Genomic DNA, 23808 nt, shown 5'->3' with positions numbered 1-23808 from the left:
TTTCCCGGCCTCAAGAAATCGCGCCGCGCGCCGTAAAAGAAAGTACTACTTCTGCGAGGGAAATCCATGCCTGTCAGCGCTCAATCCGGAAAATACGCCCCCCACGCCGCTTCTGCCGTGGTGGAAGAGACCTCCGAGCGCATCGACCAGCTGACCCGCCAGATCCGGGATTTGCAGCGACAATCGCAGACCTTGCCGTCGTCGCTGCCTGAGCAGGAGCTGACGCAATTGCGCCAGCGCATTCAATCGCACTATCAGGAAATTTTCCGGCTCGAAAAGGAAAAGGCGCGCTCGCGCAATCGCAACGGCAGCTATCTCAGCGTAGTGCTGTCAGTGGCGACCGCCAGCGCCTGAAGGCGCCACGTCTCGCTCCCCAATCAGTCTTTCTTGCCAGCCACCAGCGCCGCCATCGCGGCAGCTTTGGGCTGCGCGCCACTGAGCAAGCCATCGACGACACCGGCGCGATTCTGCGCCGGCTGATTCTGGCTGACCTTCCACTTGCCGACCAATGCCGTGATCGTGATTTCAATCCCGACGATGGCGCCGATCATCTTGTCAATATAGTCCGGCGGCGCATCGCCGACCGACCACGGTTGCGCCATGGCGGCTTCATGATGCGTGGTCAGCCTGGTCACGAGGCTGCGCAGCCATTCAGCGTCGTCAATGATGCGCAAGGGTCCGCTGGCATGCACGACGGCGTAATTCCAGGTCGGCACGGCCTTGCCGTTTTCCTTCTTGGTGGGATACCAGGACGGCGAGATGTAAGCGTCCGCGCCCTGAAAGACCGCCAGCGCATCCGTCGTCGCCACGAAGTCTTTCCAGAACGGATTGGCGCGCGCCACGTGCCCGCGCAGGACCCCATGCTCGCCTTCGTCGGCGCTGAGGATCAGCGGGATGTGATTGGCGTCCAAGCCGGCCGATGTCTGCGTGACCAGCGTGGACAAGGGATAGTCCTGCATCAGGCGATGCAGGACGCTGCGGTCGGACTCGGCGAAATGGCTGGGTAGATACACGTGTTTTCCCTTGCTGTAAGCGGCACGACGCCGACTTTGTTCAAGCGATCTACTGTACCCGACCCTGCCGGTTTTTCACAGGAGGCAAAACACGCGACAATGCCGCCGCACGTTGCGAAAAACTCGACAACGCGCAGCCGGCAATGCGGCTTAAGCATGGCCCAGGTAGGCTTTACGCACGGCATCGTTGGCCAGCAGATTGGCGCCGGTGTCGGCCAGCACGACATGGCCGTTTTCCAGCACGTAGCCGCGATCGGCCACGCCCAGCGCCTTGTTGGCGTTTTGCTCGACCAGGAACACGGTTACGCCCTGGTCGCGGATGGTACGGATGATCTCGAAGATCTGCGCAATCACCAGCGGCGCCAGGCCCAGCGTCGGTTCGTCCAGCAACAGCAGGCGCGGCTTGCTCATCAGCGCGCGGCCGATGGCCAGCATCTGCTGCTCGCCGCCCGACATGGTGCCGGCGCGCTGGCTGGCCCGCTCCTTGAGGCGCGGGAACAGGCCGAACACATGCTGCACGCCCTCTTCGATCTCGTCGTTCTTGGCGAAGAACGCACCCATCTTGAGGTTTTCCAGCACGGTCAGACTTGGGAAGACGCGGCGGCCTTCCGGTGAAATCGCCATGCCCAGCCGCATGATTTCATGCGTGGAACGCTGCGTGATGTCCTGGCCTTCGAAGATGATCTTGCCGCTCGAGGCGCGCGGATTCCCGCACAAGGTCATCAGCAAGGTGGTCTTGCCGGCGCCGTTGGCGCCGATCAGAGTGACGATCTCGCCCTTCTCCACATTCAGCGATACGCCATGCAGCGCTTCGATGGCGCCGTAGTGGGTATGTACCTGTTCAAACTGCAACATCATTCTTCTCCCAGGTAGGCTTTGATCACACGCTCGTCATTGCGCACCAGCTCCGGCGTGCCGGTGACGATGGGCTTGCCGTGCTCCATCACCAGGATGCGGTCGGAGATGCCCATGATCAGGCTCATGTCGTGTTCGATCAGCAGCACGGCCACGCCGTGGTCGCGGCGCAGGCGGTCGATCAGTTGCTGCAGCTCCTGCTTCTCTTGCGGATTGAGGCCGGCGGCCGGCTCGTCCAGCAACAGCAGGCGCGGCTTGGTAATCATGCAGCGGGCGATTTCGACGCGCCGCTGCAGGCCGTACGACAAGGTGCCCGCTTCACGATTGGCCAACGCTGTCAGGCCGAGCTGGTCGAGCCAGTAGGCCGCGCGATCAAGCGCGTCCTTTTCGGCGCGGCGATAACCAGGCAACTTCAGCAACCCCGACACCAGATTGTTGTTGATCTGGTTGTGCTGCGCGACCAGCAGGTTCTCGACCACGCTCAAGGTCTTGAACAGGCGGATGTTCTGGAAGGTGCGGACCAGGCCCTGCTGCGCCACGACGTGGCTGGGCCTGCGCGCAATCGAAGCGCCGTCCAGGCTGATATCGCCGGAAGTCGGCTGGTAGAAGCCGCTGATGCAGTTGAACACGGTGGTCTTGCCGGCGCCGTTGGGGCCGATGATGGCGAACACTTCCTTGTCCATCACCGACAGCGACACGCCGTCGACCGCCAGCAGGCCGCCGAAGCGCATCGACAGGCCGGACACTTCCAGCAAGGTCTGATTGTTTGTCGTTGTCGTCATCATCGTGGCAGCTCCACGTGAGGACGCGTCGCCGGCAGCAAGCCTTGCGGACGCCACATCATCATCAACACCATTACCAGGCCGAAAATCAGCATGCGGTATTCCGCAAAACTGCGCGCCACCTCAGGCAGGATGGTCAGCAGGATCGCCGCCAGGATCACCCCCAGCTGCGAGCCCATGCCGCCCAGCACCACGATGGCCAGGATCAGCGCCGATTCGATGAAGGTGAAGGATTCCGGATTCACCAGTCCCTGGCGCGCGGCGAAGAAGCTGCCGGCCAGGCCGGCGAACGCTGCGCCCAGCGTGAACGCCGACAGCTTGATCTTGGTCGGATTGATGCCCAGTGAACGGCAGGCGATCTCGTCGTCGCGCAGGGCTTCCCAGGCGCGCCCCATCGGCATGCGGATCAGGCGGCTGGTCACGAAATACGTGAACAGCACCAGCAACAGCGCGACGAAGTACAGGAAGATCACCATGTGCCCGCCCTGGTAGGTCAGGCCCAGCATGTCGTGGAAAGTCGTGCCGCCTTCGACGCTGGCGCTGCGCGCCATTTCGATGCCGAACACGGTCGGCTTCGGAATGCCTGACACGCCGTCGGGACCGCCGGTCAGCGAGGTCATGTTGTTGAGCAGCAGGCGGATGATTTCGCCGAAGCCCAGGGTCACGATGGCCAGGTAATCGCCGCGCAGGCGCAGCACCGGGAAACCGAGAATGAAGCCGAACAGCGCCGACATGCCGGCCGCGATCGGCAGGCATTCCCAGAACGTGAATCCAAAGTACTGATTCAGCAAGGCATAGGTATAACCGCCCACCGCATAGAAACCGACGTAGCCGAGATCAAGCAGGCCGGCGAAGCCGACCACGATGTTCAGGCCAAGGCCGAGGATCACGTAGATCAGCGCGAGCGTCACCACGTCGACGTTGCCGCGCGAACCGAAGAACGGCCACACCAGCGCAATCGCAAACAGGAACAGCAAGGCGTAGCGCTGCTGGCGCGGCTGCAGTTGCGGCAATGCCGGCAGGCGTATTTTCCTGGTGCTGCGCGTCAGCGCCGGCTTGATCAGCTGGAACACGAACACCACCAGCACGGCGATCAGCACCGGCGTCCAGTGCGCGTTGAGCACCACGCGATAGCCTTCGAGCTGCAGTTGCAGGCCGAGCATCGGCGTGGTCAGGATGGCGGTCAGGATCGCCGCCGCCACGGCGTTTTTGAGTGTAATCGGCATCAGACTTTCTCCACGTCCGGTTTGCCCAGCAAACCCGTAGGACGGAACAGCAGGATCAGCACCAGCAAGGCAAAGGACACCACATCCTTGTACTCGGCCGGCAGGTAGCCGGCGGCGAAGGTTTCAGCCAGGCCCAGCAGCACGCCGCCCAGCATCGCGCCGGGGATACTGCCGATGCCGCCCAGCACGGCGGCGGTAAATGCCTTGATGCCGGCGATGAAACCGATATACGGATTGAGCTTGCCGATGGTCAGCGCGATCAGCACGCCACCCACAGCCGCCAGCATCGCGCCCAGCACGAAGGTGAAGGAAATCACGCGGTTGGTGTCGATGCCCAGCAGATTGGCCATGCCCATGTCTTCGGCGCAGGCGCGGCAGGCGCGGCCCATGCGCGAGCGCGCGATGAAGAGCGTAAGGCCGACCATCAGCGCCAGGGTGACGCCGACGATGATCATGCGCGAATACGGAATCGTGACGGTGAAGTCGCTGCCCATCTGGAACTCGATGGCGCCCGAGATCAGCACCGGCACCGACATGTCGCGCGAGCCCTGGCCGATCTGCACGTAGTTCTGCAGGAAGATCGACATGCCGATCGCCGAAATCAGCGGCACCAGGCGCGGTCCGCCACGCAGCGGACGATACGCCACGCGCTCGACGGTCCAGCCGTACAGGCCGGTGACCACCACCGAGACGATCAGCGCGGCGCCCAGCAGCAGCGGCAACGGATAGCCCGCCTGCACGCCGATGGCGGTCAGCGTGACCAGTCCGATATAGGAGCCCATCATGTAGATTTCGCCGTGCGCGAAATTGATCATGCCGATGATGCCGTAGACCATCGTGTAGCCGATGGCGATCAGCGCATAGATCGCGCCCAGACTCAGCCCGTTGACAAGCTGCTGGGTCAGTTGAGGGAGCAGTTCATTCATAGGAAACCTGACAAATGTAGATGTGCAAATGCCCCATTCTTACCGCAATGGGGCATTTGCATGGTTGACGTCAGTGAGGACGACTACTGCAAGCCGGACTGGAAATTATTTGGCTTCAGTCTTCGTCGCGTCTTTGTGCCAGGTGAAGACCACGAACTTGAACGACTTCAGGTCGCCCTTCTTGTCGTATTCCACAGTGCCGATCGGTGTCTTGAAGGAATTGGCGTGGATGTACGCGGCAACCTTGGTCGGATCAGTCGACTTGGTGGCGGTGATCGCATCGGCGATCACCTTCACGCCCGAGTAGGCAGGCATCTGGAACGGACCGTTAGGATCACGCTTTTGGGCAGCGAAAGCCTTGACCAGTGCGGCATTGGCAGGATCGGCAGCGAAGTCGGCCGGCAGTGTGACCAGCATGCCTTCGGAAGCAGGACCGGCGATCGCCGTGATGTCCTTGTTGCCGACGCCTTCAGGGCCCATGAACACGGCCTTGACGCCTTGTTCGCGCGCCTGGCGCATGATCAGGCCCATTTCAGGATGGTAACCGCCGAAGTAGACGAAGTCCACGCCTTGCGACTTGAGCTTGGTGATGACTGCCGAGTAATCGCTGTCGCCGGCGTTCACGCCTTCAAACACGACCACCGGAATCTTTGCTGCTTCCAGGCCGGCCTTGACCGAAGTCGCCACGCCTTGACCATACGACTGCTTGTCGTGCAGGACGGCAGCCTTCTTCGGCTTCAGCTTCTCGACCACGTACTTGGCGGCGGCAGGACCTTGCTGGTCGTCGCGGCCGATGGTGCGGAAGATGTACTTGTGCGGCTTGGCTTCAGTCAGCTGAGGCGCAGTCGCCGACGGCGTGATCATCACGACGCCTTCGTTTTCATAGATGTCGGAAGCCGGAATGGTCGAACCCGAGCAGACGTGACCGATCACGAACTTGATGCCCTGGCTGACGATCTTGTTGGCGACCGCAACTGCTTGCTTCGGCTCACAGGCGTCATCCATCAGCACTGCTTCGAACTTGTTGCCGCCGGCGCCGCCGGCTGCGTTGATCTGCTCGATCGCGGTCAGCGCACCTGCCTTGACCATGTCGCCGTATTGGGCAACGGCGCCAGTCATCGGACCGGCAATGGCGATCTTCACGGTTTCAGCCTGAGCGATGCCGGCGAGGGAAACAGCGGACACGGCAACACCAACGGCCATGGCGATTTTTGTCAGGCGGTTCAAAGGGAATACGGATTTCATTGAATTTCCTCCAATTTATTTGTGCGTTACAGGTAAATAACGTGAGCAGGCAATAGGTAAGGTGCGGCATCTTTATAGATGCTGGCACCATGGGGCAGGAGTGTAACATTTCCGTCATATACGACAGATTTTTTTATACCGACACCCCCCCGTTCGCGTTTTTTGCGCATCTCGATAATATTCCACACACTTTTCGTTCAAAAAACGAAAAAACCTTTTCCGATATTTCCAAATCCTCGCTTGTTGCGGCGCACCCAATATGGCCGAAAGTGATCGAAAAGGACCGTGAAAAGCGTACCTGCCACGAAAAAACGCCGCCTGAATTGCTCAGTGCGGCGTTCTTCCCTGCGAGACGCGAATGACTTAGAACTGCTCCCAATCCGATTCGTTGTCCGGGGTCTTGGGCACCACCAGCCTTGGTGTGCTTCTAGGCTGCAGCGCTGTCGTGCGCGGCGTGACGTCGATGGAACGTTTGGCGGCAGGCGCCGGCCTTTTTACATCCTCCACGGCGCGGACTTGCGCCTGGCCGATGTTGAACACGCTGACCACTTCCGACAAGGTCGCGGCCTGGTCCTGCAGCGATTGCGCGGCTGCAGCGGCCTCCTCCACCAGTGCAGCGTTTTGCTGCGTGACTTCATCCATCTGAGCGATGGCCTGGTTGACTTGTTCGATGCCGGCGCTCTGTTCCTGGCTGGCCGAGCTGATCTCAGCCACGATATCGGTAACGCGCTTCACGCTGGCGACCACTTCCGCCATCGTTGCACCGGCCTGCTCCACCAGCTTGCTGCCGGAGTCAACCTTGCCGACGGAATCGTCGATCAGGGTCTTGATTTCCTTGGCGGCGGCGGCGGAGCGTTGTGCCAGGCTACGCACTTCGGACGCCACCACCGCGAAGCCGCGGCCCTGCTCACCGGCGCGTGCAGCTTCCACAGCCGCATTCAGCGCCAGGATGTTGGTCTGGAACGCAATGCCGTCAATGACGCTGATGATATCGACGATCTTGCGCGAGGAGTCATTGATCGCGCCCATGGTGTCTACCACCTGGCCGACCACGCTGCCGCCCTGGATCGCCACGGCCGATGCCGATTCCGCCAGTTGGTTGGCCTGGCGCGCATTGTCGGCGTTCTGCTTGACGGTCGAGGTCAGCTCTTCCATCGACGAGGCGGTTTCTTCCAGCGAGCTGGCCTGCTCTTCCGTACGCGACGACAGGTCGAGGTTGCCGCTGGCGATCTGCGTCGATGCCGTGGCGATGGTGTCGGTGCCGGTGCGCACCTGCGACACGATGTTCAGCAAGCTGTCGTTCATGGCCTTGAGTGCGCCCATCAACTGACCCGTTTCATCGCGCGACTGGACATCGATACGCGCAGTCAGGTCGCCCGCGGCGACGCGCTGGGCGATCTCGACGGCGTTCGTCAGCGGACGCGACACAATCGCCGCGACCCAGAACGCCAGCATCAACCCGAGCGCCACGCTGATAGCCAGGATCACCACAATCCAGATGCGCGCAGCTTCATAAGTGCTGGTGGCGGTCTGGTCGGCGATGGCGCTGCCGGCTTCGTTGATGGCACTGAGGCGATCGAGCTGCTCGGTCATCGCCAGGTAGATCTTGGTCGAGTCGCCGCGAATCAGCAGGCGTGCCTCGTCGTTGAGGCCGCCGCGCGCCAACATCACGATCTTCTGGTTTTCCGCCAGATAGGCGGTGAGGTTCTTCTTGAATTCGGGATAGACAATCTTCTCATCCGGTTCCGAAATCAGCGGGGCATAAATGCTGTCGAATTTCTTGAGCTGCGCCAGTTGTCCTTCGATCGATTTCTCATAGCGTGAGAAATCCGCCTCGTTGTCGGACTGGATGTGCTGCAGTTCCGCCACGCGGATGCGGCTCAGTGCGGTCTTCATTTGCAGCGCTGCGCGCATGGCCGGCAGCCAGTTGGTGCTGATATCGGTGGAAGCTTGATTGACGCGTGCAATCTGGGCGATCGAGAAGGCGCCGAGAAGCGCCGTCAACAGCAGTACCGCTACAAACGACAGCAACAGTTTGTGGGCAATTTTCAAGTGGTAAAACCATTTCATGGGGTGCTCTTTGGGATCAAGGAAGTGCGGTTACCTCGCCCCGCGATGCCATGGGAGCGTGGAAGAAAGCAGAAGACAGCGTCGGGGCTATATTTGCCCCTGTGGCGTTGATGGCTTGCCGGCGGTATGGAAGAACTGCTTGCCGGCTTCCGTATGTGGTTTTCATTGCAATATTTTTTTTATTGCGTCACTGTCTGAACAGTGACGCCGTGAAACTGGAATGCATGATGCGAACTTGATTCTTTACGACAACTCATGCGATTTCTTGAGCGCTCTTTGTTACTCTTTACAGTTTTCCTGCATAACGTTATCTGCATGCCCCAGCCATTCCCCCCTGCCCGCCGATTGCCGCAACTGCTCGCCGCCGGCTTGTTCGCTTTCATCATGTTTGTCGTTGTTGCCGCCGGCGCCGCCGAACTGCGCCAATACCGTTATCAACAGATCAACATCAACACCTGCACGATCGACCTGCAGCAGGACACCTTGCGCATGTACTGGAAGGATCCCGCCGGCCAGGTGTTCGGCACCTTCTCGGCGCTGCGCAACTGGTTGCGCCCACAAGGCAAGGAGGTGGTCTGCGCCACCAACGCCGGCATCTACGACAAGGAGCGCCGCCCCCTCGGCCTGTACGTCGAAGGCGGCGTGGCGCTGCGCAAGCTCAACACGCGGCGCGACGCCTACGGCAATTTCTACCTGCAGCCCAACGGCGTGTTCATCGTCGAAGAAGGACGCGCACGCATCGTCGACACCGCCACGGTCGACCGCGACCGCGACCGCTGGCTGTCGCAGGCCGTGTACGCGACGCAATCGGGACCGCTGATGCTGCGCAACGGCGAGATCAACGCCGCCTTCGATCCGGGCTCGATCAACCTGTTCGTGCGCAACGCCGTTTGCATTGATCCGGCGCAGAAAGTCATCCTGGCCATCGCCAGGAACCCGATCAGCTTCCATGATTTCGCGCTGTTCCTGCGCGACCGCTTGCGCTGCGTCGACGCGCTCTACCTCGACGGCAACATCTCGCGCATGTATCCCTCGCTGGAAGCCGATATCGGCCCGGCGTTCGGGGCCATCATTGCGGTGGTGAAGACTGCAGACAAATAGACCAAGCCGACATGGAGTTCCGACGTTGCAACGATGATGCGGCTTGCGCATATCGACATGCAAAATCCTTCGTTCTCCCGCGCCGGGCGATATGTGACCATCGCGCCTTGCTCGCCTCGCCCATCCAGGCGCCAGGCACTGCATATCATCACTACAATCATCGGGAGAAAAAATGCGTCGCTGGTCGGTTTCCGTATTATTCGCTTTGCTGGCGCTGGGCGCCAATGCCGTTTCGGCGCAGGACAAGCACAAGATCAAGGTAGGCGTTTCGGTCGGCAACGCCGAACAGACCTTCGAAGTGGTCAAGAAAGTCGCCGCGCGCGACGGTCTCGAGATCCAGATCGTCACCTTCAGCGACTACCTGCAGCCCAACGAAGCGCTCAACGCCGGCGACCTCGACGCCAACGCCTTCCAGCACCAGCCCTTTCTCGACAGCCAGATCAAGGCGCGCGGCTACAAGCTGACGCCGGTCGGGCTGACCATCACGGCGCCGCTGGGCATCTATTCGAAGAAATACAAATCCGTCGATCAACTGCCGCAAGGGGCCAGCATCGGCATCCAGAATGATCCGTCCAATGGCAACCGCGCCTTGTTGCTGCTGCAAAAATACGGTCTGATCAAGCTGAAACCGGGCGTCGGTGAAAACGGCGTCAACGCCACCCCGCTCGACGTGATCGAAAATCCGAAGAAACTGAAACTGATCGAACTGGACGCCGCGCAATTGCCCCGTTCGCTGGACGACCTGGCGGCGGCATCGATCAACAACGATTACGCAGTCAAGGCCGGCCTGTCCCTGCAGCGCGACACTATCGCGGTGGAAGATGCCAAGGGCCGCTACGCCAACCTGATCGTGACGCGCACCGAAGACAAGGACAAGCCATGGACCAAGAAATTGGTGAAGGCCTATCAATCGGCGGAAGTGCGCAACTTCATCGAAACCGAATTCAAGGGTTCGCTAGTGCCGGCGTTCTGATGTGATGCTGATGTGATGCTGATGTGATGCTGATGTGATGCAGATGTAATTGAGGTAATGCGGCAGACATCACAAACCGTCCGCTCATAAAAAAGACCCGCAGACTCTGTGCCGCGGGTCAAAATCCCTTTCAAGAGGGAGGTTGAAGGAACAGTTCAACCATTTTTAGGATTCCCTCTTGCGGACAAAGTTCGCATTTCTTCCAAACCCTTGTCCAATATCTTCAACTTTCGTTGAAGACTGCGCGTGCCGGGGATGATCCCGGCATCATCGCGTTCCCTGCTTCCCCAATTCCTTAGGGCTTCTTGTCGCCGGTGCCGCCTGCATCAGCCGGTGGCGGCGCAGCTGGCGTGGTCGCACTGCTGTTGCCCGCGTCCGGAGCCGGAGTAGCCGGTGCTGGTGGCGGTGTCATCGCCGGCGGGGTTGGCGTTGCCGGAGCCGGCGTTGCGCTCGAATCGGTTGCCGGCGGCGGCGTGGCGGGCGCTTCATCGCGCTTGTTGCAACCGGCCAGAAGAGCTGTGAACATGACTGAAGCTAAGACTGCATGGCGAACTAACATAGATGCCTCCAAGAGTTGTTTGAACAAGAATGGGTACGGCAGGGTCTGAGCAAGTCCCTGCTACCTCCACAAATTTAGATGCCCTTGAATTCAATCGTTCCCGCCCTGTCGCGGTCATCTTGTAGGAGAATTGCGCATCTTTGCGTAAGTATTCGCAACAAAACCTTCAGATAGTTTCTTTTCCTGCTCATGCCCTCTTGTTTCCCGCAGTCGTTGCGCCGTTTGTCTCTTCCCATTCTCTTCGCTGTTTGCGGCTTGTCGGCAAGCGGGATTGCGCTGGCCGGCGTCACACCGTTGACAAGCCGACAATGCGCAGCGATGCAAGAAAACCAGGTATTGAGCGCGACCAATCCTGTGCCCTGCGAACGCCTCTCGCTGGTGAGCTTCTCGTATCGCGATTTCCACGGCAAGCAGCATGACGACGGCAGCCTGGTCGTGCTCGACGCCGTGGCACCGCAAGTGCAGGCGATTTTCGATGAACTGCTGGAACGTAAATTCCCGCTGCAGCGGGCACAGCTGATGGAGCTCTATCACGGCGACGATGAAGCCTCGATGGACCACAACAACAGCTCGGCCTTCAACGGCCGTCCGATCACCGGCGGCGGCGCCTGGTCGAAGCATGCTTACGGCGTCGCCATCGACATCAATCCTGTGCAGAACCCATACATCGGCAAGGACGCCTCGGGACAGACCATGATGCTGCCGTCTGCGGCAAGCGCATATGTCTCACGCAAAGTGCGACCGGGCATGGCGGAGCAAGTGCTGGAAGTCTTCTTCCGGCACGGATTCCTGATCTGGGGCGGGTATTGGAAACAACCGATCGACTATCAGCATTTTGAAATCGGCAGCCGCGACTTCATCGCCCGCCTGCTGGCGCTGCCGAAGGACCAGGCGCGCGCTGAATTCACCGCCTATGCGCAAGGATATGGCGCGTGCATGCAGCGCAGCGACATCGTCGCCATGCCGAACCTGGTGACGCGCCACAAGGCATGCGCGGGACAGAGCAAGCGCTGAAGACTATTCCAGCAACACGCGTACAGCCTCCGCGCGCACGGCGCCATCAGCGTCGTCACGCACCAGCACGCCGGCGCGTTGCTTCAAATAATCTTTGGCAGATGCCTGCTGCAACAATGGTCGCACCTGGCTCAGCGCGTCAATCAGCAGTGGCGTCAGCCGGTCAAGCTCCGGACGGATATCGCGCGCCAGATCGGGCGGATTGGCGAAGCGCGCATGTGCTTCCTGCTTCCACTGTGCATGCAGCGTCACCTGGATGATTTTCCCCGCATCGAATTGCGCCTGGAAGAAGCGGCGCATGAACGACTTGTCTTGCGCATCTGCCGTCTTCAGCGACGCCGTGAGGTCATCCAGGATCTGGCGTTCGCGTGCAGGATCATTGATCGGCGCACCGGAATTCCACTTCGTTTGCGCCACCTTCACCGCCACATCGAGGCGCTGATCGATCAGCGTCAGCAAGCCGTCGATTTTCTGACGCGCCGCCTGGTCCGGCGTCGTCGACAGCGATTGACAGCCGGCCATCAGCAGTGTCAGTACAAAAGCCTGCAACAGCACATTCAGGCGCGCAGCGTAGCGCAATGAATTCATCGCGGTCTCTCTCGAAAAAATGGGAACCGCCATTGAAACACACTCATCGCGTCCTTGCCGCGTTGCAATGCGTTGCACCCCGGCAGCGCTGCATGTCAGTTTGAGATTTTTCCTATATTGCGCGACACGCCGACTCGCGACAATGCAAGACATCTCTTTCAAGCTCCGAGCATGTCATGCAATTCATTTTTCTGATCTGGCCAATCCTGCTGCTGCCGGTCTTCGTGACCTGGCTTACACGCCCGCGACCGGTTGCGCCGCCATCACGTTCATCTACGCAGCGTCGCGCCGCCGCCAACTCTGCAGCCGCGCCTTCTCCGGTCTTGCTCAAGCCCGTACGGCAAACCACCGCCGCCGAACGTTGCTGTAATTCGCCCGCCTATCGCCGCGCGGCGGTGCAAGCGTACGAAACGATACAAGCGCTGGACATGGAAGAAGAGAATGACGATGCGATCTCGTCTGCGGTGCAGTTGCAGAGAAAAGACGCAGCATCTTCACGCTCGTAAAGCTGTGTAAGTTTCCCCCGCGCGTCATCAAGCGTGCGTACTTCCTCCCCTATACTGGCTTCGCTGGAACTGAACACAGAATTCGTCCGTCCGCTTTTCGTCCGTTAGTTTTTATAGGGGTGACCACATGACCAACACCGTATCTTCGAGCACTGCTGCCGCCAACGTCCACGCGCAACAGCAAGCTGCATCCAAACGCAAATCCACCGTCGACTTCGCCAAGCTGGTCGCCAACGCCGGCGGTGACATCAAGACCGACACCAACACCGCAACCAAGCAACCCAACGGCGCCACCGCCATCGTGCAAAGCGACGGCGCCAAAGTCACGGCATGATTATGTGCCGGCAGCGATGCCGGCGATGATGGATAGATCGGAAATAAAAAAAGCCACGTTCGCGTGGCTTTTTGTTTGTGCGGCGTAATGACCTTAATGACTTCATGACGGCGCAAGCGAATCAATATGCGCGCCACAAAGCAAAAAGCCCCGATCCGTTTAGGAAGTCGGGGCTTTCGCCTGAATCTTGGTTGCGGGGGCAGGATTTGAACCTACGACCTTCGGGTTATGAGCCCGACGAGCTGCCAGACTGCTCCACCCCGCGTCTGAAGAAATAGATTATACGACATATCCACCTTCCGTGCAAATTTCCACTGAGAATACTTGCTTTGCGCGCGTGCGTCATGCTGCGCGCGCCTTGCGGATGCATCACGATTTGCACAGGGACGCATGCATGCATAAAAGAGTGACCCTGATGGCGACAGTGATACACTTCTACCTCGCATTTGCCGTGAATCACCATATAGACGATGGCGCGTTATTCGCCGTCGGACATTCCTACAAAAACACGCCTACCGCCTTTTATGAAATTTTGTTCTGAATGCGCTCATCCGGTTTCGTTGCAGATTCCTCCCGATGACAATCGCCCGCGCTTCGTGTGCGGCAATTGCGGCGCCATTCATTACCAGAATCCAAAAATGGTGGTCGGTTCCATCCCGGTCTGGGAACGTGACGGCGAAGTGCGCGTGCTGCTGTGCAAGCGCGCCATCGAACCACGTCATGGCTACTGGACCTTGCCGGCCGGCTTCATGGAAAACAATGAAACCACCAGCGAAGCCGCCGAACGCGAAACCGAAGAAGAAGCCGGCGCACACATCAAGCTGGGCGCGCTGTTCTCCCTGATCAACGTGCCGCACGTGCACCAGGTGCACTTCTTTTACCTGGCCGAGCTGCTCGATCTCGATTACGCCGCCGGCACCGAAAGCCTGGAAGTCGCGATGTTCAGGGAAGATGAAATCCCCTGGGCCGACATCGCCTTCCCGACGGTGGAATACACTTTGCGCTCCTTCTTTGCCGATCTTGCCAAGGTCAGGACCGGCGACGGCGTGTTCGGCCTGCACACCGACGATATCCGCAAACGCATGGTGCAGCCGGAACAGCCTGACTAAACGAACGTAAACGGAACTGCGCATGATTTCCTGGCTGGATGTCGATTCGCCCTTCCCCGATGTGTCCAAGGCGCTGGCCGAGCCGGCCGGTTTGCTTGCCGCCGGCGCCGACCTGTCACCGCAACGCCTGCTCGAAGCCTACCGCCACGGCATCTTCCCGTGGTTCTCCGAAGGCCAGCCCATCCTGTGGTGGAGCACCGATCCGCGCATGGTGCTGTACACCGACCGCTTCATCATTTCCGAAAGTCTCAAGAAGACCCTGCGCAAAGTCGAGCGCAGCCGCCATACCGACCACCGCTGGGAGATCCGTTTCGACTCGGCCTTCCGCGACGTCATGCGCGCCTGCGCCGGACCGCGCCGCGACGACGCCGGCACCTGGATTTCCAAGGACATCGTCGACGGCTATTGCGGCCTGCACCGCGCCGGTTATGCGCATTCGGCGGAAGTCTGGCTGGAAGGGAAACTGGTCGGCGGCGCCTATGGCGTGTCGATCGGCCAGATGTTCTACGGCGAATCGATGTTTGCGCGCGTGACTGATGCCTCCAAGGTGGCGCTGGCCTACCTGGTGCATTTCCTGCGCCGGCACGGCGTGCAGATGATCGATTGCCAGCAGGAGACGCCGCACCTGGCGTCGCTGGGAGCGATCCCGATCCCGCGCAACGACTTCATCAAACATCTGCGCCTGGCCATCGAGGCGCCGCAGATTGGTTTCTGGCATCCACTGGACTTGTTTCCGCCGGCCTGACGCCCCGCGTTGAAGCCCTGCCGACGGTGCAGTTACTGCGGCCCCAAAGTAGTGTAAATTACAGGGAATCGTGACGAAATCGTTACATCGCCGCGCATAGCGAAGCGACTGCCAATGATTGCACCTCAGGACGCCCATGACGCATCTTAAAGACCTGCCGTTTTCCACGTTGCAGTTTTATGCAACGGCTCCCTATCCCTGCAGTTACCTGGATAACCAGCAAGCCCGCTCGCAAGTAGCCACGCCGTCGCACCTGATCAACGCCGATGTCTATTCCGAACTGGTCAAGACCGGTTTCCGCCGCAGCGGCATCTTTACGTATCGTCCCTATTGCGACGGCTGCCAAGCCTGTACGCCGGTGCGTATCAAGACCGCCGAATTCAGCCCCAACCGCAGCCAGCGCCGCGCCTGGAGCAAGAACAGCGGCCTGGTCACGCTGGTCACCAACCTGACCTACGCCTACGAGCATTACGAGCTGTACCTGCGCTACCAGTCGGTGCGCCACGCCGGCGGCGGCATGGACCAGGACAGCCGCGACCAGTACGCGCAATTCCTGCTGCAGAGCAAGGTCAACACACGCCTGGTCGAATTCCGCGAAGCCGACGGCACGCTGCGCATGGTCAGCATCATTGATGTGCTTGATGACGGCTTGTCATCGGTCTATACCTTCTACGATCCCGATGTCGAAGGCTCGTCCTACGGCACCTACAACATCCTGTGGCAGATCGAACAAGCCCGCCAGCTCGGCATCCCCTATGTCTATCTCGGCTACTGGATCAAGGAAAGCGCCAAGATGGCCTACAAGACCAACTTCCAGCCGCTGGAAGCATTGCAGGACGGCAACTGGGCCGAATTGCGCGAATAGCTTCGCCTGCACTCCGCCGTTTTGCGCGGAAAAGCACCCCGGACACGTTAAAATAGCGGCACTTTTTCCTCCAGCCCATCACCGTGTCCGATAAATTCCTCTACGCCCTCGCCCGCCCGCTGCTGTTTTCGCTCGACGCAGAATCCGCCCACCACCTGACCCTGCCCGCCTTGCGCCGCGCCGCCGCGCTCGGCCTGACCGGATTCATCAGCAAGCCTGCGGCCGATCCGCGCACGGTCATGGGCGTCACCTTCCCCAATCCGGTCGGCCTCGCCGCCGGCCTGGACAAGGACGGCTCCTACATCGACGGCCTGGCGGCGCTTGGCTTCGGTTCGATTGAAATCGGCACGGTCACGCCGCGCGCGCAACCGGGCAACCCGAAGCCGCGCATGTTCCGCCTGCCGGCCGCCCACGCCATCATCAACCGCATGGGCTTCAATAATGGCGGCGTCGACGCCTTCGTCGCCAACGTGCAGGCCTCGCGCTTCTACCAAAGCAAGCAAGGCGTGCTCGGCCTGAATATCGGCAAGAACGCCGACACCCCGATCGAACGCGCCGCCGACGATTACCTGCACTGCCTGGAAAAGGTCTATCCCTACGCCAGCTACGTGACCGTCAACATCTCGTCGCCCAACACCAAGAACCTGCGCCAACTGCAAGGCGCGTCCGAACTCGACGCCCTGTTGTCGCAACTGAAGGATGCGCAACTGCGCCTGGCCGACCAGCACAAGCGCTACGTGCCGGTGGCGCTGAAGATCGCACCCGATATCGACAGCGAGCAGATCAAGAATATCGCCGACGCGCTGCTGCGCCACAAGCTCGACGGCGTCATCGCCACCAACACCACCATCACGCGCGACGCCGTCAAGGGCCTGCAATACGGCGAAGAAGCCGGCGGCCTGTCGGGTGCGCCGGTGTTCGAATTGTCGAACCAGGTGGTGCGCGGCCTCAAGGCCGAACTGGGCGACGCGCTGCCGATCATCGGTGTCGGCGGCATCCTCAGCGGCAGCAACGCCAAGGCCAAGATGGAAGCCGGCGCCTCGCTGGTGCAGCTGTATTCGGGCCTGATCTATCGCGGCCCGGCGCTGGTCAAGGAATGCGCCGACGCCTTGCGCTGAACCGGTCTTGCATAAAAAAACCGCCGTTGCATTTGCGTGCAGCGGCGGCTTTTTATTGGGCGTTCAATGTGAGGCTTACAGCACCTTGCGCAAGAAATCACGGGTGCGCTCATTCTTCGGCTCGCCCAGCACCTGCTGCGGCGGACCTTCTTCCATGATCACGCCCTGGTCGATGAACAGCACACGATCCGAGACTTCGCGCGCAAAGCCCATTTCGTGGGTGACCACCACCATGGTCATGCCTTCTTCGGCCAGCGTCTTCATCACGGTCAGCACTTCGCCCACCAGTTCCGGATCGAGCGCCGAGGTCGGCTCGTCGAACAGCATGACCTTGGGCTCCATCGCCAGCGCGCGGGCGATCGCCACGCGTTGCTGCTGACCGCCGGACAACTGGTTCGGAAACGCGTCGATCTTTTCCAGCAAACCGACCTTCTGCAGCAGCTTTTCGGCCACCAGCACCGCCTCGCGGCGCGACAGCTTCTTGACCTGCATTGGCGCCATGATCAGGTTCTCCAGCACCGACATGTGCGGGAACAGGTTGAAGCGCTGGAACACCATGCCGAGGCCGGCACGCAGCGTGTTCAGGTTGACGTGCGGATCGTTGACCTTGACGCCGTCGATGAAGATCTCGCCGTCGGTCGCTTCTTCCAGGCCGTTGAGGCAGCGCAGGAAGGTGCTCTTGCCCGAACCCGAAGGCCCGATCACGCACACCACTTCGCTCTCCCTGATCTCGCAATCGATGCCGCGCAGGATGTGTGCGTCGCCGTACTGCTTTTGCAATTGCTTGACGATGATCATCGTGCATCTCCTTTGCCGTAGCGGGTTTCAAGATGCCGCACGAACGCCGACAGCAGCAAGGTAATGCCCCAATACACCAGCGAAATGGTCAGGTACGGCTCCCAGTAGCGCGCATACGCGCCGGAGACCGTGCGCGCGGCATAGGCCAGTTCAGCCAGGCCGATGGCCGAGGCCAGCGACGAATCCTTGACGATGGCGATGGCGTTGTTGCCCAGCGGCGGCAGCATGCGGCGGAACGCCTGCGGCAGCACCACCTTGCGCAGCGTCTGCATGTAGGTCATGCCGAGCGAACGCGATGCTTCGCTCTGGCCGCGGTCGATCGACTGGATGCCGGCGCGGAAGATTTCCGACACATAGGCGCCCGAGTTGAGCGTGATGGCCAGCACCGCCGACGCGAACGCGCCGTACTGCGAGCGGATCTCGCGCGCGATGTCGCCGCTCAGGATCAGGCCGCCGCTGGGATTGATCAGCATCGGCATCAGCGCGAAGTGGATCAGCAGGATCTGCACGAACAGCGGCGTGCCGCGCAGGAAGCTGACGTAAAAGCGCACCGGCAGCTGCACCGCGTAACGCAGGAAATATTTCCAGAAACCGTGGCGTGCTTCAGCCAGCCGGCCGACGCCCAAGGCCAGGCCCCAGCAGGTGCCGGAGATCACGCAGATAAACGCGACCTTGATGGTCATCCACGTGCCCTCGATGAACAAGGGCAGGTACTCGCCGATGATTTCCCATTGGAAGAAAGAATTCATGAATGCAATCCGGGTAAAAATCTGCCCACGTCTCGCAAACAAGACGTGGGCATTGAGAAGAAATACTTAACTGCGCGGATTGCTGATTATTGCAACGGCAGCGTTGGCACGTTGGCGTCGAACCATTCCTTGTAGATCTTGGCGTAGGTGCCGTCGGCGACGATCTTCTTCAGCCCGGCGTTGATCTTGTCCTGCAATTCCTTGTTGCCCTTTTTCACCGCGATACCGAAGTATTGGCGGGTGAACTTGGCGTCGCCGACCACCTTGAATTGTTTTTCAGGATGGCTCTTGATGTAGAACTTGATCACGCCGACGTCGCCGATGGCCGCATCAACGCCGCCGCGATACAGCTCTTCCAGCATCAGCGGGGTGTTGTCGAAACGGTGGATCGCGGTGCTGGACTTGCCGACTTCTTCCGACAGGATGATATCGCCGGCGGTCGAGTTGACCACGCCGACTTGCAGCTTCTTCAGGTCGGCCAGTCCGGCAACCTTGGAGCCGGCGCCGGTGATGATGACTTGTTCAGCGGGGAAATACGGCAGCGAAAAGTCGACCATCTGGGCGCGCTTCTCGGTGATGGTGATGCCGGAAATGATGATGTCGCGGTCGCCCTGGCCCAGGGTGGCGAAAATGCCTTCCCATGGTGTGCTGACCAGCTTGATCTGGAAGCCGGACGCCTTGGCGATGGCCTTGATGATGTCGATGTCAAAACCGACCAGTTCCTTCTTCGGCGTTTCGAATTCAAATGGACGGTAGGTGCCGCCGGCACCGACGACGTAAGTCTGGTCTGCGGCCTGGGCCGAGACCGCGGTCAGCGACAGAGCCAGCACGCTGCCCGCGAGCAGGACGAGTTTCTTGAGCGACATTGTTTTTCTCCCTGAGGTAAAGCTTGTAAATGAGCTTGTTGATGAATTGCTTACTGACGAATTGCTTGCGCTCCAAGACGGACTCGCATTTGCGCAAATGCGCTGCAAAGCCGCCCGGAGCGCGGAACCCGACATGATCCGGCGTATGCGGCGATCAGTCAACAGCCAATTTATTGATTTTTTGTTACTTCTTTATCGAATCAATGTTGATTTGCCGAACAGGCTCTCCACCAGCTCCACCACCAGCTCAGCCGTCTGGTTGCGCACGTCGCAGGCCGGATTGAGCTCCATGACGTCGAGCGAGGCCAGCCGTCCGGTGTCGGCAATCATTTCCATGCACAGCTGGGTCTCGCGGTAAGTCGGACCGCCCTGCACTGCGGTGCCCACCCCCGGCGCCACCGCCGGATCGAGGAAATCGATGTCGAAGCTCACATGCAGATGCGTGTCGGCATCGATGCCCGACAAGGCCTGCTCCATGGCAACGCGCATGCCATGCTCGTCGATGTGGCGCATGTCGTAGACGCGCAGGCCGAGTTCGTGCAGGTGGCGCTTTTCGTCGCGGTCGACGCTGCGGATGCCGATCTGGCGGATCGCATCCGGTTGCAGCGCCGGCACCTGGCCGCCGATGTGGGTAAGCGCGTCCGGCCCGGTGCCCAGCAAGCAGGCCACCGGCATGCCGTGGATGTTGCCGGTCGGTGTCGAGTCGCTGGTGTTGGCGTCGGCGTGGGCGTCCAGCCACAGCACCAGCAGCTTCTTGCCCTGCTCGCGGCAATGCTGCGCCACCGCCGCGATCGAGCCGATCGCCAGCGCATGGTCGCCGCCCAGCAGCACCGGAATCTGCCCATGGTGCAAGGCGCCGTGCACCGCTTCATACACCGCACGATTCCACGCCACCACTTGCTCCAGATGACGGAAACCCTGCACCGGCCCTTGCTGCGGATTCGGTGGGCCGCTGACGTCGCCGCCGTCGGTCACGCTGAGTCCATGCTGCTGCAAGGCTTGCTGCAGGTTGGCCACGCGCAGCGCTTCCGGTCCCATCGAGGCGCCGCGGCGACCCGCGCCGATGTCGGTGGGAGCGCCGATCAGGTGGATTTTCTTGTTGCGGTTTTCTGTCATTTATTTCCTTCAGCGGTTTTAGTATTCATGGTTCATTGTTCATTGTTCATTGTTCAGGCGTGCAGCAAGTTGAGCGCTGCTGTCAATGTTTCCGTCGGCGCCCGCTCCACGGCGGCGCCGTACAAATCCTTGGGATCGGCCAGGTCTGGCACCAGGTCGATCTGCTGCGTGAATCGTGCGTCCAGTTGTTCGTCCAGATAGCGCAGCGCCGAAAAATCTTCCAGCGCAAATCCCACCGAGTCGAACACCGTCACGTCCTCGTTACCGGCGCGCCCGCAGGCCTCGCCCGCCAGCACCTGCCACAACTCGGTCACGGCGAAGTCGGCCGGCATCTGCTGCAGCTCGCCCTCGATGCGCGATTGCGGCTCGAACTCGACCACCACGCGCGACCTGCTCAGGACTTCACGCTGCAACTCCGTCTTGCCCGGACAATCTCCGCCGACGGCGTTGAGGTGCATGCCCGCCTCCACCATGTCGGCAGTGACGATCACTGCGCGGCGCTTGTCCGCCGTGACGGTGGTGACAATATCGGCGCCGCGCACCGCTTCGGCGACGCTGCCGGCGCGCACGACGCGCAAGTCCGGATAGGCGCGCAGGTTGCGGCACAGCTTGTCGGTGGCCTCGACGTCAACGTCGTACACGCGTAATTCATCGATACCGAGCAGACGGTGGAAGGCAATCACCTGGAACTCGCTCTGCGCGCCGTTGCCGATCAGCGCCATCACGCGGCTGTCCGGCCGCGCCATGTGCCGCGCCGCCAGCACCGAAGTCGCCGCCGTGCGCAAGGCGGTGGTCAGCGTCAGTTCGCTCAGCAGACGTGGATAACCGCTGCCGACATCGGCCAGCACGCCGAAGGCGGTCACCGTCAACAAACCATGTGACGTGTTACGCGGGTGTCCGTTCACATATTTGAAGGAATACAGCCGCCCGTCCGAAATCGGCATCAGTTCGATCACGCCCACGGCCGAATGACTGGCCAGCCGCGCAGTTTTATCGAACTGTTGCCAGCGCAAGTAGTCTGCCTTGATATACGCCGCAAGCCCTTCGATGACCTGCTCCAGTGGGCGCGTCGCGAGGAAGGACTGCAATTCCCGGGTGCCGATGTACTTGACCATGATGAACGGTGCGGCTTGATGCCGCTTTTGCTGCGATGAAAGAAATTTTACAGATGAACATTGGAAATTTGCTTTCTTTATCCTATAAATAAAGACATGCTTATGCAGCTTTATTTCATAACTGGCGCTTAACGGGAGATTCCATGGACAAACTTGACGTCAAGATCCTTGAATTGCTGCAACAGGACGGCCGCATGAGCAATGTCGACATCTCGGAAAACATCCACCTGTCGCCGCCGCAATGCCTGCGCCGCGTACGCGTGCTGGAAGAACAAGGCGTGATCCGGCGTTACGCCGCGCTGGTGTCGCCGTCTGCGGTAGGGCTGGATGTCACGGCGTTTGTCGCGCTGTCGCTGGATCGCGCCCAGTTCAAGCAGGTGCGCGAGGTCGAAAGCGTGATCCGGGCCTTCCCCGAAATCACCGAGTGCTACACGATTTCAGGCGACTTCGACTATCTGCTGAAGGTGGTCTCGCACGATCTCAAGAGCCTGTCGCACTTCCTGACCGACCGCCTGATGCAGGTGCCGGGCGTGGCCGGCCTGCGCTCGATGATCTGCCTCGAAGAAGTCAAACCGCTGTCGGGACTGCCGATCAAGCTCGATAATCAGTGACGGTCGGGATATAGGAACTCTGCTGCGCCACGAAGCCGTCGAAGGCCTGCAGCAGCGGCAAGTATTTGGCGTGCTCACTCTCGAGCTGCGCCAGCGCATGGCAGGCGGCTTCCAGCGTTGACAATTGATCCATGCGATGCGCCTTGCGGATGCGGTATTGCGATGCAGGCGGATCGATCAGCGGCAGGCGCGGCAAGGCCTGCAGCAAGGGATTCAGATGCAGCATCTTGCGGCTCTTGCGCCAGGTGGCGTCGAGAATCACCAGCCGCAGCCGCTCGGGTGCGGACAGATCTGGCACGGTGCTTGCCGGCTGGCCTGGCGTCTCCGGATACAGCAGCACCGGACGGAGGTCTCCGCCGAACAGCAAATCCCGCAACACCTCTTCATCGAATTGCTCGCCATGCGCCAGCACGCTGCCCGCCAGGCTCAGGTGCAGCAGGCGCCCGCTGCCCTTGGCCTGGGCGACTTCCAGCGGATGCTGCAGGATCAATACCTGTGCCGCCGGCGCCAGCGGCCGGATCCAGCTGCAGATGCAACTGCTCTGCGCGCGCAGGCAGCGCCCGCACATCGCACGTTTGGACGGCGCATCAACGCTCATTGTTTTATGTACTCCTGCAAGCCCGCCGCCAATGCATCAAAAGCCACGCGCACGCGCGCGCTGTTGCGCAGGTCTTCGTGCATCACCACCCAGGTTTCGAGCTTGAACGAAAACTGCTTCGTCAGCACGCGCACCAGGTTGGCGTCGCGTCGCGCCAGCGGTGTCTGGCAAAAGCCGATGCCGTAGCCGGCGCGGATCATCGCCAACTGCGCGATGTCGCTGCTGGTGCGCAGTGCGAACTGGCTGCGGCGCAAGGTCGGCATGTGCTTGGCGGCGCTGCGGATGAAGGCGGTTTCCTTGTCGAAGCCGATGATGGCGTGCTCGTTCAGTTGCGGGAGATCCTTCGGTGTGCCGTGCAGCGCCAGGTAATCCTTATGTGCATGCAGGCCCAGTTCGATGGCGCCGATGCGGCGCGCGACCAGTACTTCCTGGGTCGGCTGTAGCATGCGCACGGCGATGTCGGCTTCGCGTTTGAGCAAGTCCTCGATGCGGCTCGACAGAGCCAGTTCGATCACCAGTTCCGGATGGCTGCGTTTGAGCGCCAGCAGGATGGGCGGCAGTACTTCGACGCCGATCACTTCGCTGGCGGTGATGCGCACGGTCCCGCGCACCTGTTCTCCGGCGCCGCCATGGGCCGAGGCCGCGCGCATCAGCGCCGCCGTGGTGGCAGCCAGGCTCTCGGCGTACGGCTGCAGGCTGAGCGCCGCTTCGGTCGGCATGAAGCCGTGCTGCGACCGGGTAAACAAGGCAAAGCCTACCGCCTGCTCCAGCGCGTCGACGTGACGGCCGATGGTCGGCTGCGTCAGCCCCAGCGCGCGTGCAGCGGCGGACAGCGAGCCTTCCTGCAGCACCGCCAGGAAAGAGCGATACAACTCCCAGCCGGGATCGGCGACGATCTTTTTATCCATACAAATAAGTATAGCACC

At 60.7% G+C, this 23808-nt stretch carries 27 protein-coding genes and 1 tRNA gene; 11 read left to right on the top strand and 17 right to left on the bottom strand.

Going from position 1 to position 23808, the window contains the following annotated elements:
* Positions 1-66 precede the first annotated feature (66 nt).
* Complete coding sequence (locus ACIROW_RS23015; protein ID WP_402279283.1) at positions 67-354, top strand: hypothetical protein; 288 nt, start codon at positions 67-69, stop codon at positions 352-354.
* Positions 355-377: 23 nt separating this feature from the next.
* On the opposite strand, the gene ACIROW_RS23010 is transcribed toward ACIROW_RS23015, so the two are convergent.
* The 7 genes from ACIROW_RS23010 to ACIROW_RS22980 form a co-directional block, all read right to left on the bottom strand.
* Positions 378-1013, bottom strand: coding sequence for an FMN-binding negative transcriptional regulator (locus ACIROW_RS23010; RefSeq protein ID WP_402279281.1), 636 nt, complete (start codon positions 1011-1013; stop codon positions 378-380).
* A gap of 150 nt (positions 1014-1163) precedes the next feature.
* Positions 1164-1868, bottom strand: a complete 705-nt coding sequence (locus ACIROW_RS23005) for an ABC transporter ATP-binding protein (RefSeq protein ID WP_402279279.1) — start codon at positions 1866-1868, stop codon at positions 1164-1166.
* Positions 1868-2653 (bottom strand): high-affinity branched-chain amino acid ABC transporter ATP-binding protein LivG, encoded by a 786-nt coding sequence (gene livG, locus ACIROW_RS23000; RefSeq protein ID WP_402279276.1) that lies wholly within the window; start codon positions 2651-2653, stop codon positions 1868-1870. Before livG ends, ACIROW_RS23005 begins: the two co-directional genes overlap by 1 nt.
* The gene (locus tag ACIROW_RS22995) at positions 2650-3876 is read right to left on the bottom strand and encodes a high-affinity branched-chain amino acid ABC transporter permease LivM (protein WP_402279274.1); all 1227 of its coding nucleotides are present in this window, start codon (positions 3874-3876) and stop codon (positions 2650-2652) included. Before ACIROW_RS22995 ends, livG begins: the two co-directional genes overlap by 4 nt.
* Positions 3876-4802: a high-affinity branched-chain amino acid ABC transporter permease LivH gene (gene livH, locus ACIROW_RS22990; protein ID WP_402279271.1), complete on the bottom strand. Its 927-nt coding sequence runs from the start codon at positions 4800-4802 to the stop codon at positions 3876-3878. The genes ACIROW_RS22995 and livH overlap by 1 nt, the downstream gene beginning before the upstream one ends.
* A gap of 105 nt (positions 4803-4907) precedes the next feature.
* Positions 4908-6047, bottom strand: coding sequence for a branched-chain amino acid ABC transporter substrate-binding protein (locus tag ACIROW_RS22985; protein ID WP_402279269.1), 1140 nt, complete (start codon positions 6045-6047; stop codon positions 4908-4910).
* Positions 6048-6410: 363 nt separating this feature from the next.
* On the bottom strand, positions 6411-8117 hold the full coding sequence (locus ACIROW_RS22980; protein WP_402279266.1) for a methyl-accepting chemotaxis protein: 1707 nt from the start codon (positions 8115-8117) through the stop codon (positions 6411-6413).
* A gap of 315 nt (positions 8118-8432) precedes the next feature.
* On the opposite strand from ACIROW_RS22980, the gene ACIROW_RS22975 reads away from it, so the two are divergent.
* Together ACIROW_RS22975 and ACIROW_RS22970 are read left to right on the top strand one after the other, a co-directional pair.
* Positions 8433-9218, top strand: a complete 786-nt coding sequence (locus tag ACIROW_RS22975; RefSeq protein WP_402279263.1) for a phosphodiester glycosidase family protein — start codon at positions 8433-8435, stop codon at positions 9216-9218.
* 172 nt (positions 9219-9390) lie between these two features.
* Entirely contained in the window at positions 9391-10191 is an 801-nt protein-coding gene (locus tag ACIROW_RS22970; RefSeq protein WP_402279261.1) for a MetQ/NlpA family ABC transporter substrate-binding protein, read from the top strand.
* 295 nt (positions 10192-10486) lie between these two features.
* On the opposite strand, the gene ACIROW_RS22965 is transcribed toward ACIROW_RS22970, so the two are convergent.
* Positions 10487-10717, bottom strand: coding sequence for a hypothetical protein (locus ACIROW_RS22965; RefSeq protein ID WP_402279259.1), 231 nt, complete (start codon positions 10715-10717; stop codon positions 10487-10489).
* A 351-nt stretch (positions 10718-11068) separates the two neighbouring features.
* Between ACIROW_RS22965 and ACIROW_RS22960 the strand changes: the two genes are divergently transcribed.
* Positions 11069-11764: a M15 family metallopeptidase gene (locus ACIROW_RS22960; protein WP_402279257.1), complete on the top strand. Its 696-nt coding sequence runs from the start codon at positions 11069-11071 to the stop codon at positions 11762-11764.
* 3 nt (positions 11765-11767) lie between these two features.
* On the opposite strand, the gene aroQ is transcribed toward ACIROW_RS22960, so the two are convergent.
* On the bottom strand, positions 11768-12352 hold the full coding sequence (gene aroQ / locus ACIROW_RS22955) for a gamma subclass chorismate mutase AroQ (protein ID WP_402279254.1): 585 nt from the start codon (positions 12350-12352) through the stop codon (positions 11768-11770).
* Between the two features lie 176 nt (positions 12353-12528).
* On the opposite strand from aroQ, the gene ACIROW_RS22950 reads away from it, so the two are divergent.
* The gene (locus tag ACIROW_RS22950) at positions 12529-12858 is read left to right on the top strand and encodes a hypothetical protein (RefSeq protein ID WP_402279252.1); all 330 of its coding nucleotides are present in this window, start codon (positions 12529-12531) and stop codon (positions 12856-12858) included.
* Between the two features lie 127 nt (positions 12859-12985).
* Entirely contained in the window at positions 12986-13192 is a 207-nt protein-coding gene (locus tag ACIROW_RS22945; RefSeq protein WP_116433234.1) for a hypothetical protein, read from the top strand.
* Positions 13193-13380: 188 nt separating this feature from the next.
* Here the strand turns inward: ACIROW_RS22945 and ACIROW_RS22940 are convergent.
* A tRNA-Met gene (locus tag ACIROW_RS22940) sits at positions 13381-13457 on the bottom strand.
* 259 nt (positions 13458-13716) lie between these two features.
* Between ACIROW_RS22940 and ACIROW_RS22935 the strand changes: the two genes are divergently transcribed.
* The 4 genes from ACIROW_RS22935 to ACIROW_RS22920 all read left to right on the top strand — a co-directional run bounded on the left by ACIROW_RS22935 (position 13717) and on the right by ACIROW_RS22920 (position 17029).
* Positions 13717-14301 (top strand): NUDIX hydrolase, encoded by a 585-nt coding sequence (locus ACIROW_RS22935; RefSeq protein WP_402279250.1) that lies wholly within the window; start codon positions 13717-13719, stop codon positions 14299-14301.
* A 22-nt stretch (positions 14302-14323) separates the two neighbouring features.
* Entirely contained in the window at positions 14324-15046 is a 723-nt protein-coding gene (gene aat / locus ACIROW_RS22930; protein WP_402279248.1) for a leucyl/phenylalanyl-tRNA--protein transferase, read from the top strand.
* 136 nt (positions 15047-15182) lie between these two features.
* Complete coding sequence (locus ACIROW_RS22925) at positions 15183-15911, top strand: arginyltransferase (RefSeq protein WP_402279245.1); 729 nt, start codon at positions 15183-15185, stop codon at positions 15909-15911.
* An 83-nt stretch (positions 15912-15994) separates the two neighbouring features.
* Positions 15995-17029 (top strand): quinone-dependent dihydroorotate dehydrogenase, encoded by a 1035-nt coding sequence (locus tag ACIROW_RS22920; protein WP_402279244.1) that lies wholly within the window; start codon positions 15995-15997, stop codon positions 17027-17029.
* 75 nt (positions 17030-17104) lie between these two features.
* Here ACIROW_RS22920 and ACIROW_RS22915 read toward each other — a convergent pair whose 3' ends face one another.
* The 5 genes from ACIROW_RS22915 to ACIROW_RS22895 form a co-directional block, all read right to left on the bottom strand.
* Positions 17105-17827, bottom strand: a complete 723-nt coding sequence (locus tag ACIROW_RS22915; RefSeq protein ID WP_402279242.1) for an amino acid ABC transporter ATP-binding protein — start codon at positions 17825-17827, stop codon at positions 17105-17107.
* Positions 17824-18576 carry an amino acid ABC transporter permease gene (locus tag ACIROW_RS22910; protein ID WP_402279240.1) on the bottom strand — a complete coding sequence of 251 codons (753 nt, stop codon included), beginning with the start codon at positions 18574-18576 and terminating at the stop codon, positions 17824-17826. The genes ACIROW_RS22915 and ACIROW_RS22910 overlap by 4 nt, the downstream gene beginning before the upstream one ends.
* An 86-nt stretch (positions 18577-18662) precedes the next feature.
* Entirely contained in the window at positions 18663-19442 is a 780-nt protein-coding gene (locus ACIROW_RS22905; RefSeq protein WP_402279237.1) for a basic amino acid ABC transporter substrate-binding protein, read from the bottom strand.
* 192 nt (positions 19443-19634) lie between these two features.
* The gene (gene rocF / locus ACIROW_RS22900; RefSeq protein ID WP_402279235.1) at positions 19635-20558 is read right to left on the bottom strand and encodes an arginase; all 924 of its coding nucleotides are present in this window, start codon (positions 20556-20558) and stop codon (positions 19635-19637) included.
* 53 nt (positions 20559-20611) lie between these two features.
* Positions 20612-21673 carry an ornithine cyclodeaminase gene (locus ACIROW_RS22895; protein WP_402279232.1) on the bottom strand — a complete coding sequence of 354 codons (1062 nt, stop codon included), beginning with the start codon at positions 21671-21673 and terminating at the stop codon, positions 20612-20614.
* 143 nt (positions 21674-21816) lie between these two features.
* Here ACIROW_RS22895 and ACIROW_RS22890 point away from each other — a divergent pair, with 143 nt between their 5' ends.
* Entirely contained in the window at positions 21817-22284 is a 468-nt protein-coding gene (locus ACIROW_RS22890) for an Lrp/AsnC family transcriptional regulator (RefSeq protein WP_402279230.1), read from the top strand.
* On the opposite strand, the gene ACIROW_RS22885 is transcribed toward ACIROW_RS22890, so the two are convergent.
* Both ACIROW_RS22885 and ACIROW_RS22880 read right to left on the bottom strand, forming a co-directional pair.
* The gene (locus tag ACIROW_RS22885) at positions 22265-22882 is read right to left on the bottom strand and encodes a tRNA-uridine aminocarboxypropyltransferase (RefSeq protein WP_402279227.1); all 618 of its coding nucleotides are present in this window, start codon (positions 22880-22882) and stop codon (positions 22265-22267) included. The two genes, ACIROW_RS22890 and ACIROW_RS22885, sit on opposite strands and share 20 nt — an antisense overlap.
* Complete coding sequence (locus ACIROW_RS22880) at positions 22879-23790, bottom strand: LysR family transcriptional regulator (protein ID WP_402279225.1); 912 nt, start codon at positions 23788-23790, stop codon at positions 22879-22881. The genes ACIROW_RS22885 and ACIROW_RS22880 overlap by 4 nt, the downstream gene beginning before the upstream one ends.
* Positions 23791-23808 lie beyond the last annotated feature (18 nt).

The sequence above is a fragment of the Herbaspirillum sp. NPDC101397 genome (assembly GCF_044767325.1).
Taxonomy (GTDB): domain Bacteria; phylum Pseudomonadota; class Gammaproteobacteria; order Burkholderiales; family Burkholderiaceae_D; genus Herbaspirillum.
The sequence above is the reverse complement of the archived record's forward strand: the minus strand, read 5'-3'. Positions and strand labels throughout refer to the sequence as shown.

Excerpts from the sequence above, each read along its gene's own strand:
- ACIROW_RS22975 (WP_402279263.1), top strand. The coding sequence starts at position 8,433 with ATGCCCCAGCCATTCCCCCCTGCCCGCCGATTGCCGCAACTGCTCGCC.
- ACIROW_RS22980 (WP_402279266.1), bottom strand. The coding sequence starts at position 8,117 with ATGAAATGGTTTTACCACTTGAAAATTGCCCACAAACTGTTGCTGTCG.
- ACIROW_RS22965 (WP_402279259.1), bottom strand. The coding sequence starts at position 10,717 with ATGTTCACAGCTCTTCTGGCCGGTTGCAACAAGCGCGATGAAGCGCCC.
- ACIROW_RS23005 (WP_402279279.1), bottom strand. The coding sequence starts at position 1,868 with ATGTTGCAGTTTGAACAGGTACATACCCACTACGGCGCCATCGAAGCG.
- livH (WP_402279271.1), bottom strand. The coding sequence starts at position 4,802 with ATGAATGAACTGCTCCCTCAACTGACCCAGCAGCTTGTCAACGGGCTG.
- ACIROW_RS22995 (WP_402279274.1), bottom strand. The coding sequence starts at position 3,876 with ATGCCGATTACACTCAAAAACGCCGTGGCGGCGGCGATCCTGACCGCC.
- ACIROW_RS22970 (WP_402279261.1), top strand. The coding sequence starts at position 9,391 with ATGCGTCGCTGGTCGGTTTCCGTATTATTCGCTTTGCTGGCGCTGGGC.
- ACIROW_RS22890 (WP_402279230.1), top strand. The coding sequence starts at position 21,817 with ATGGACAAACTTGACGTCAAGATCCTTGAATTGCTGCAACAGGACGGC.
- ACIROW_RS22905 (WP_402279237.1), bottom strand. The coding sequence starts at position 19,442 with ATGTCGCTCAAGAAACTCGTCCTGCTCGCGGGCAGCGTGCTGGCTCTG.
- ACIROW_RS22910 (WP_402279240.1), bottom strand. The coding sequence starts at position 18,576 with ATGAATTCTTTCTTCCAATGGGAAATCATCGGCGAGTACCTGCCCTTG.
- ACIROW_RS22935 (WP_402279250.1), top strand. The coding sequence starts at position 13,717 with ATGAAATTTTGTTCTGAATGCGCTCATCCGGTTTCGTTGCAGATTCCT.
- ACIROW_RS23015 (WP_402279283.1), top strand. The coding sequence starts at position 67 with ATGCCTGTCAGCGCTCAATCCGGAAAATACGCCCCCCACGCCGCTTCT.
- ACIROW_RS22895 (WP_402279232.1), bottom strand. The coding sequence starts at position 21,673 with ATGGTCAAGTACATCGGCACCCGGGAATTGCAGTCCTTCCTCGCGACG.
- ACIROW_RS22960 (WP_402279257.1), top strand. The coding sequence starts at position 11,069 with ATGCAAGAAAACCAGGTATTGAGCGCGACCAATCCTGTGCCCTGCGAA.
- ACIROW_RS22985 (WP_402279269.1), bottom strand. The coding sequence starts at position 6,047 with ATGAAATCCGTATTCCCTTTGAACCGCCTGACAAAAATCGCCATGGCC.
- rocF (WP_402279235.1), bottom strand. The coding sequence starts at position 20,558 with ATGACAGAAAACCGCAACAAGAAAATCCACCTGATCGGCGCTCCCACC.
- ACIROW_RS22885 (WP_402279227.1), bottom strand. The coding sequence starts at position 22,882 with ATGAGCGTTGATGCGCCGTCCAAACGTGCGATGTGCGGGCGCTGCCTG.
- aroQ (WP_402279254.1), bottom strand. The coding sequence starts at position 12,352 with ATGAATTCATTGCGCTACGCTGCGCGCCTGAATGTGCTGTTGCAGGCT.
- livG (WP_402279276.1), bottom strand. The coding sequence starts at position 2,653 with ATGATGACGACAACGACAAACAATCAGACCTTGCTGGAAGTGTCCGGC.
- ACIROW_RS22915 (WP_402279242.1), bottom strand. The coding sequence starts at position 17,827 with ATGATCATCGTCAAGCAATTGCAAAAGCAGTACGGCGACGCACACATC.
- ACIROW_RS22925 (WP_402279245.1), top strand. The coding sequence starts at position 15,183 with ATGACGCATCTTAAAGACCTGCCGTTTTCCACGTTGCAGTTTTATGCA.
- ACIROW_RS22945 (WP_116433234.1), top strand. The coding sequence starts at position 12,986 with ATGACCAACACCGTATCTTCGAGCACTGCTGCCGCCAACGTCCACGCG.
- aat (WP_402279248.1), top strand. The coding sequence starts at position 14,324 with ATGATTTCCTGGCTGGATGTCGATTCGCCCTTCCCCGATGTGTCCAAG.
- ACIROW_RS22880 (WP_402279225.1), bottom strand. The coding sequence starts at position 23,790 with ATGGATAAAAAGATCGTCGCCGATCCCGGCTGGGAGTTGTATCGCTCT.
- ACIROW_RS22950 (WP_402279252.1), top strand. The coding sequence starts at position 12,529 with ATGCAATTCATTTTTCTGATCTGGCCAATCCTGCTGCTGCCGGTCTTC.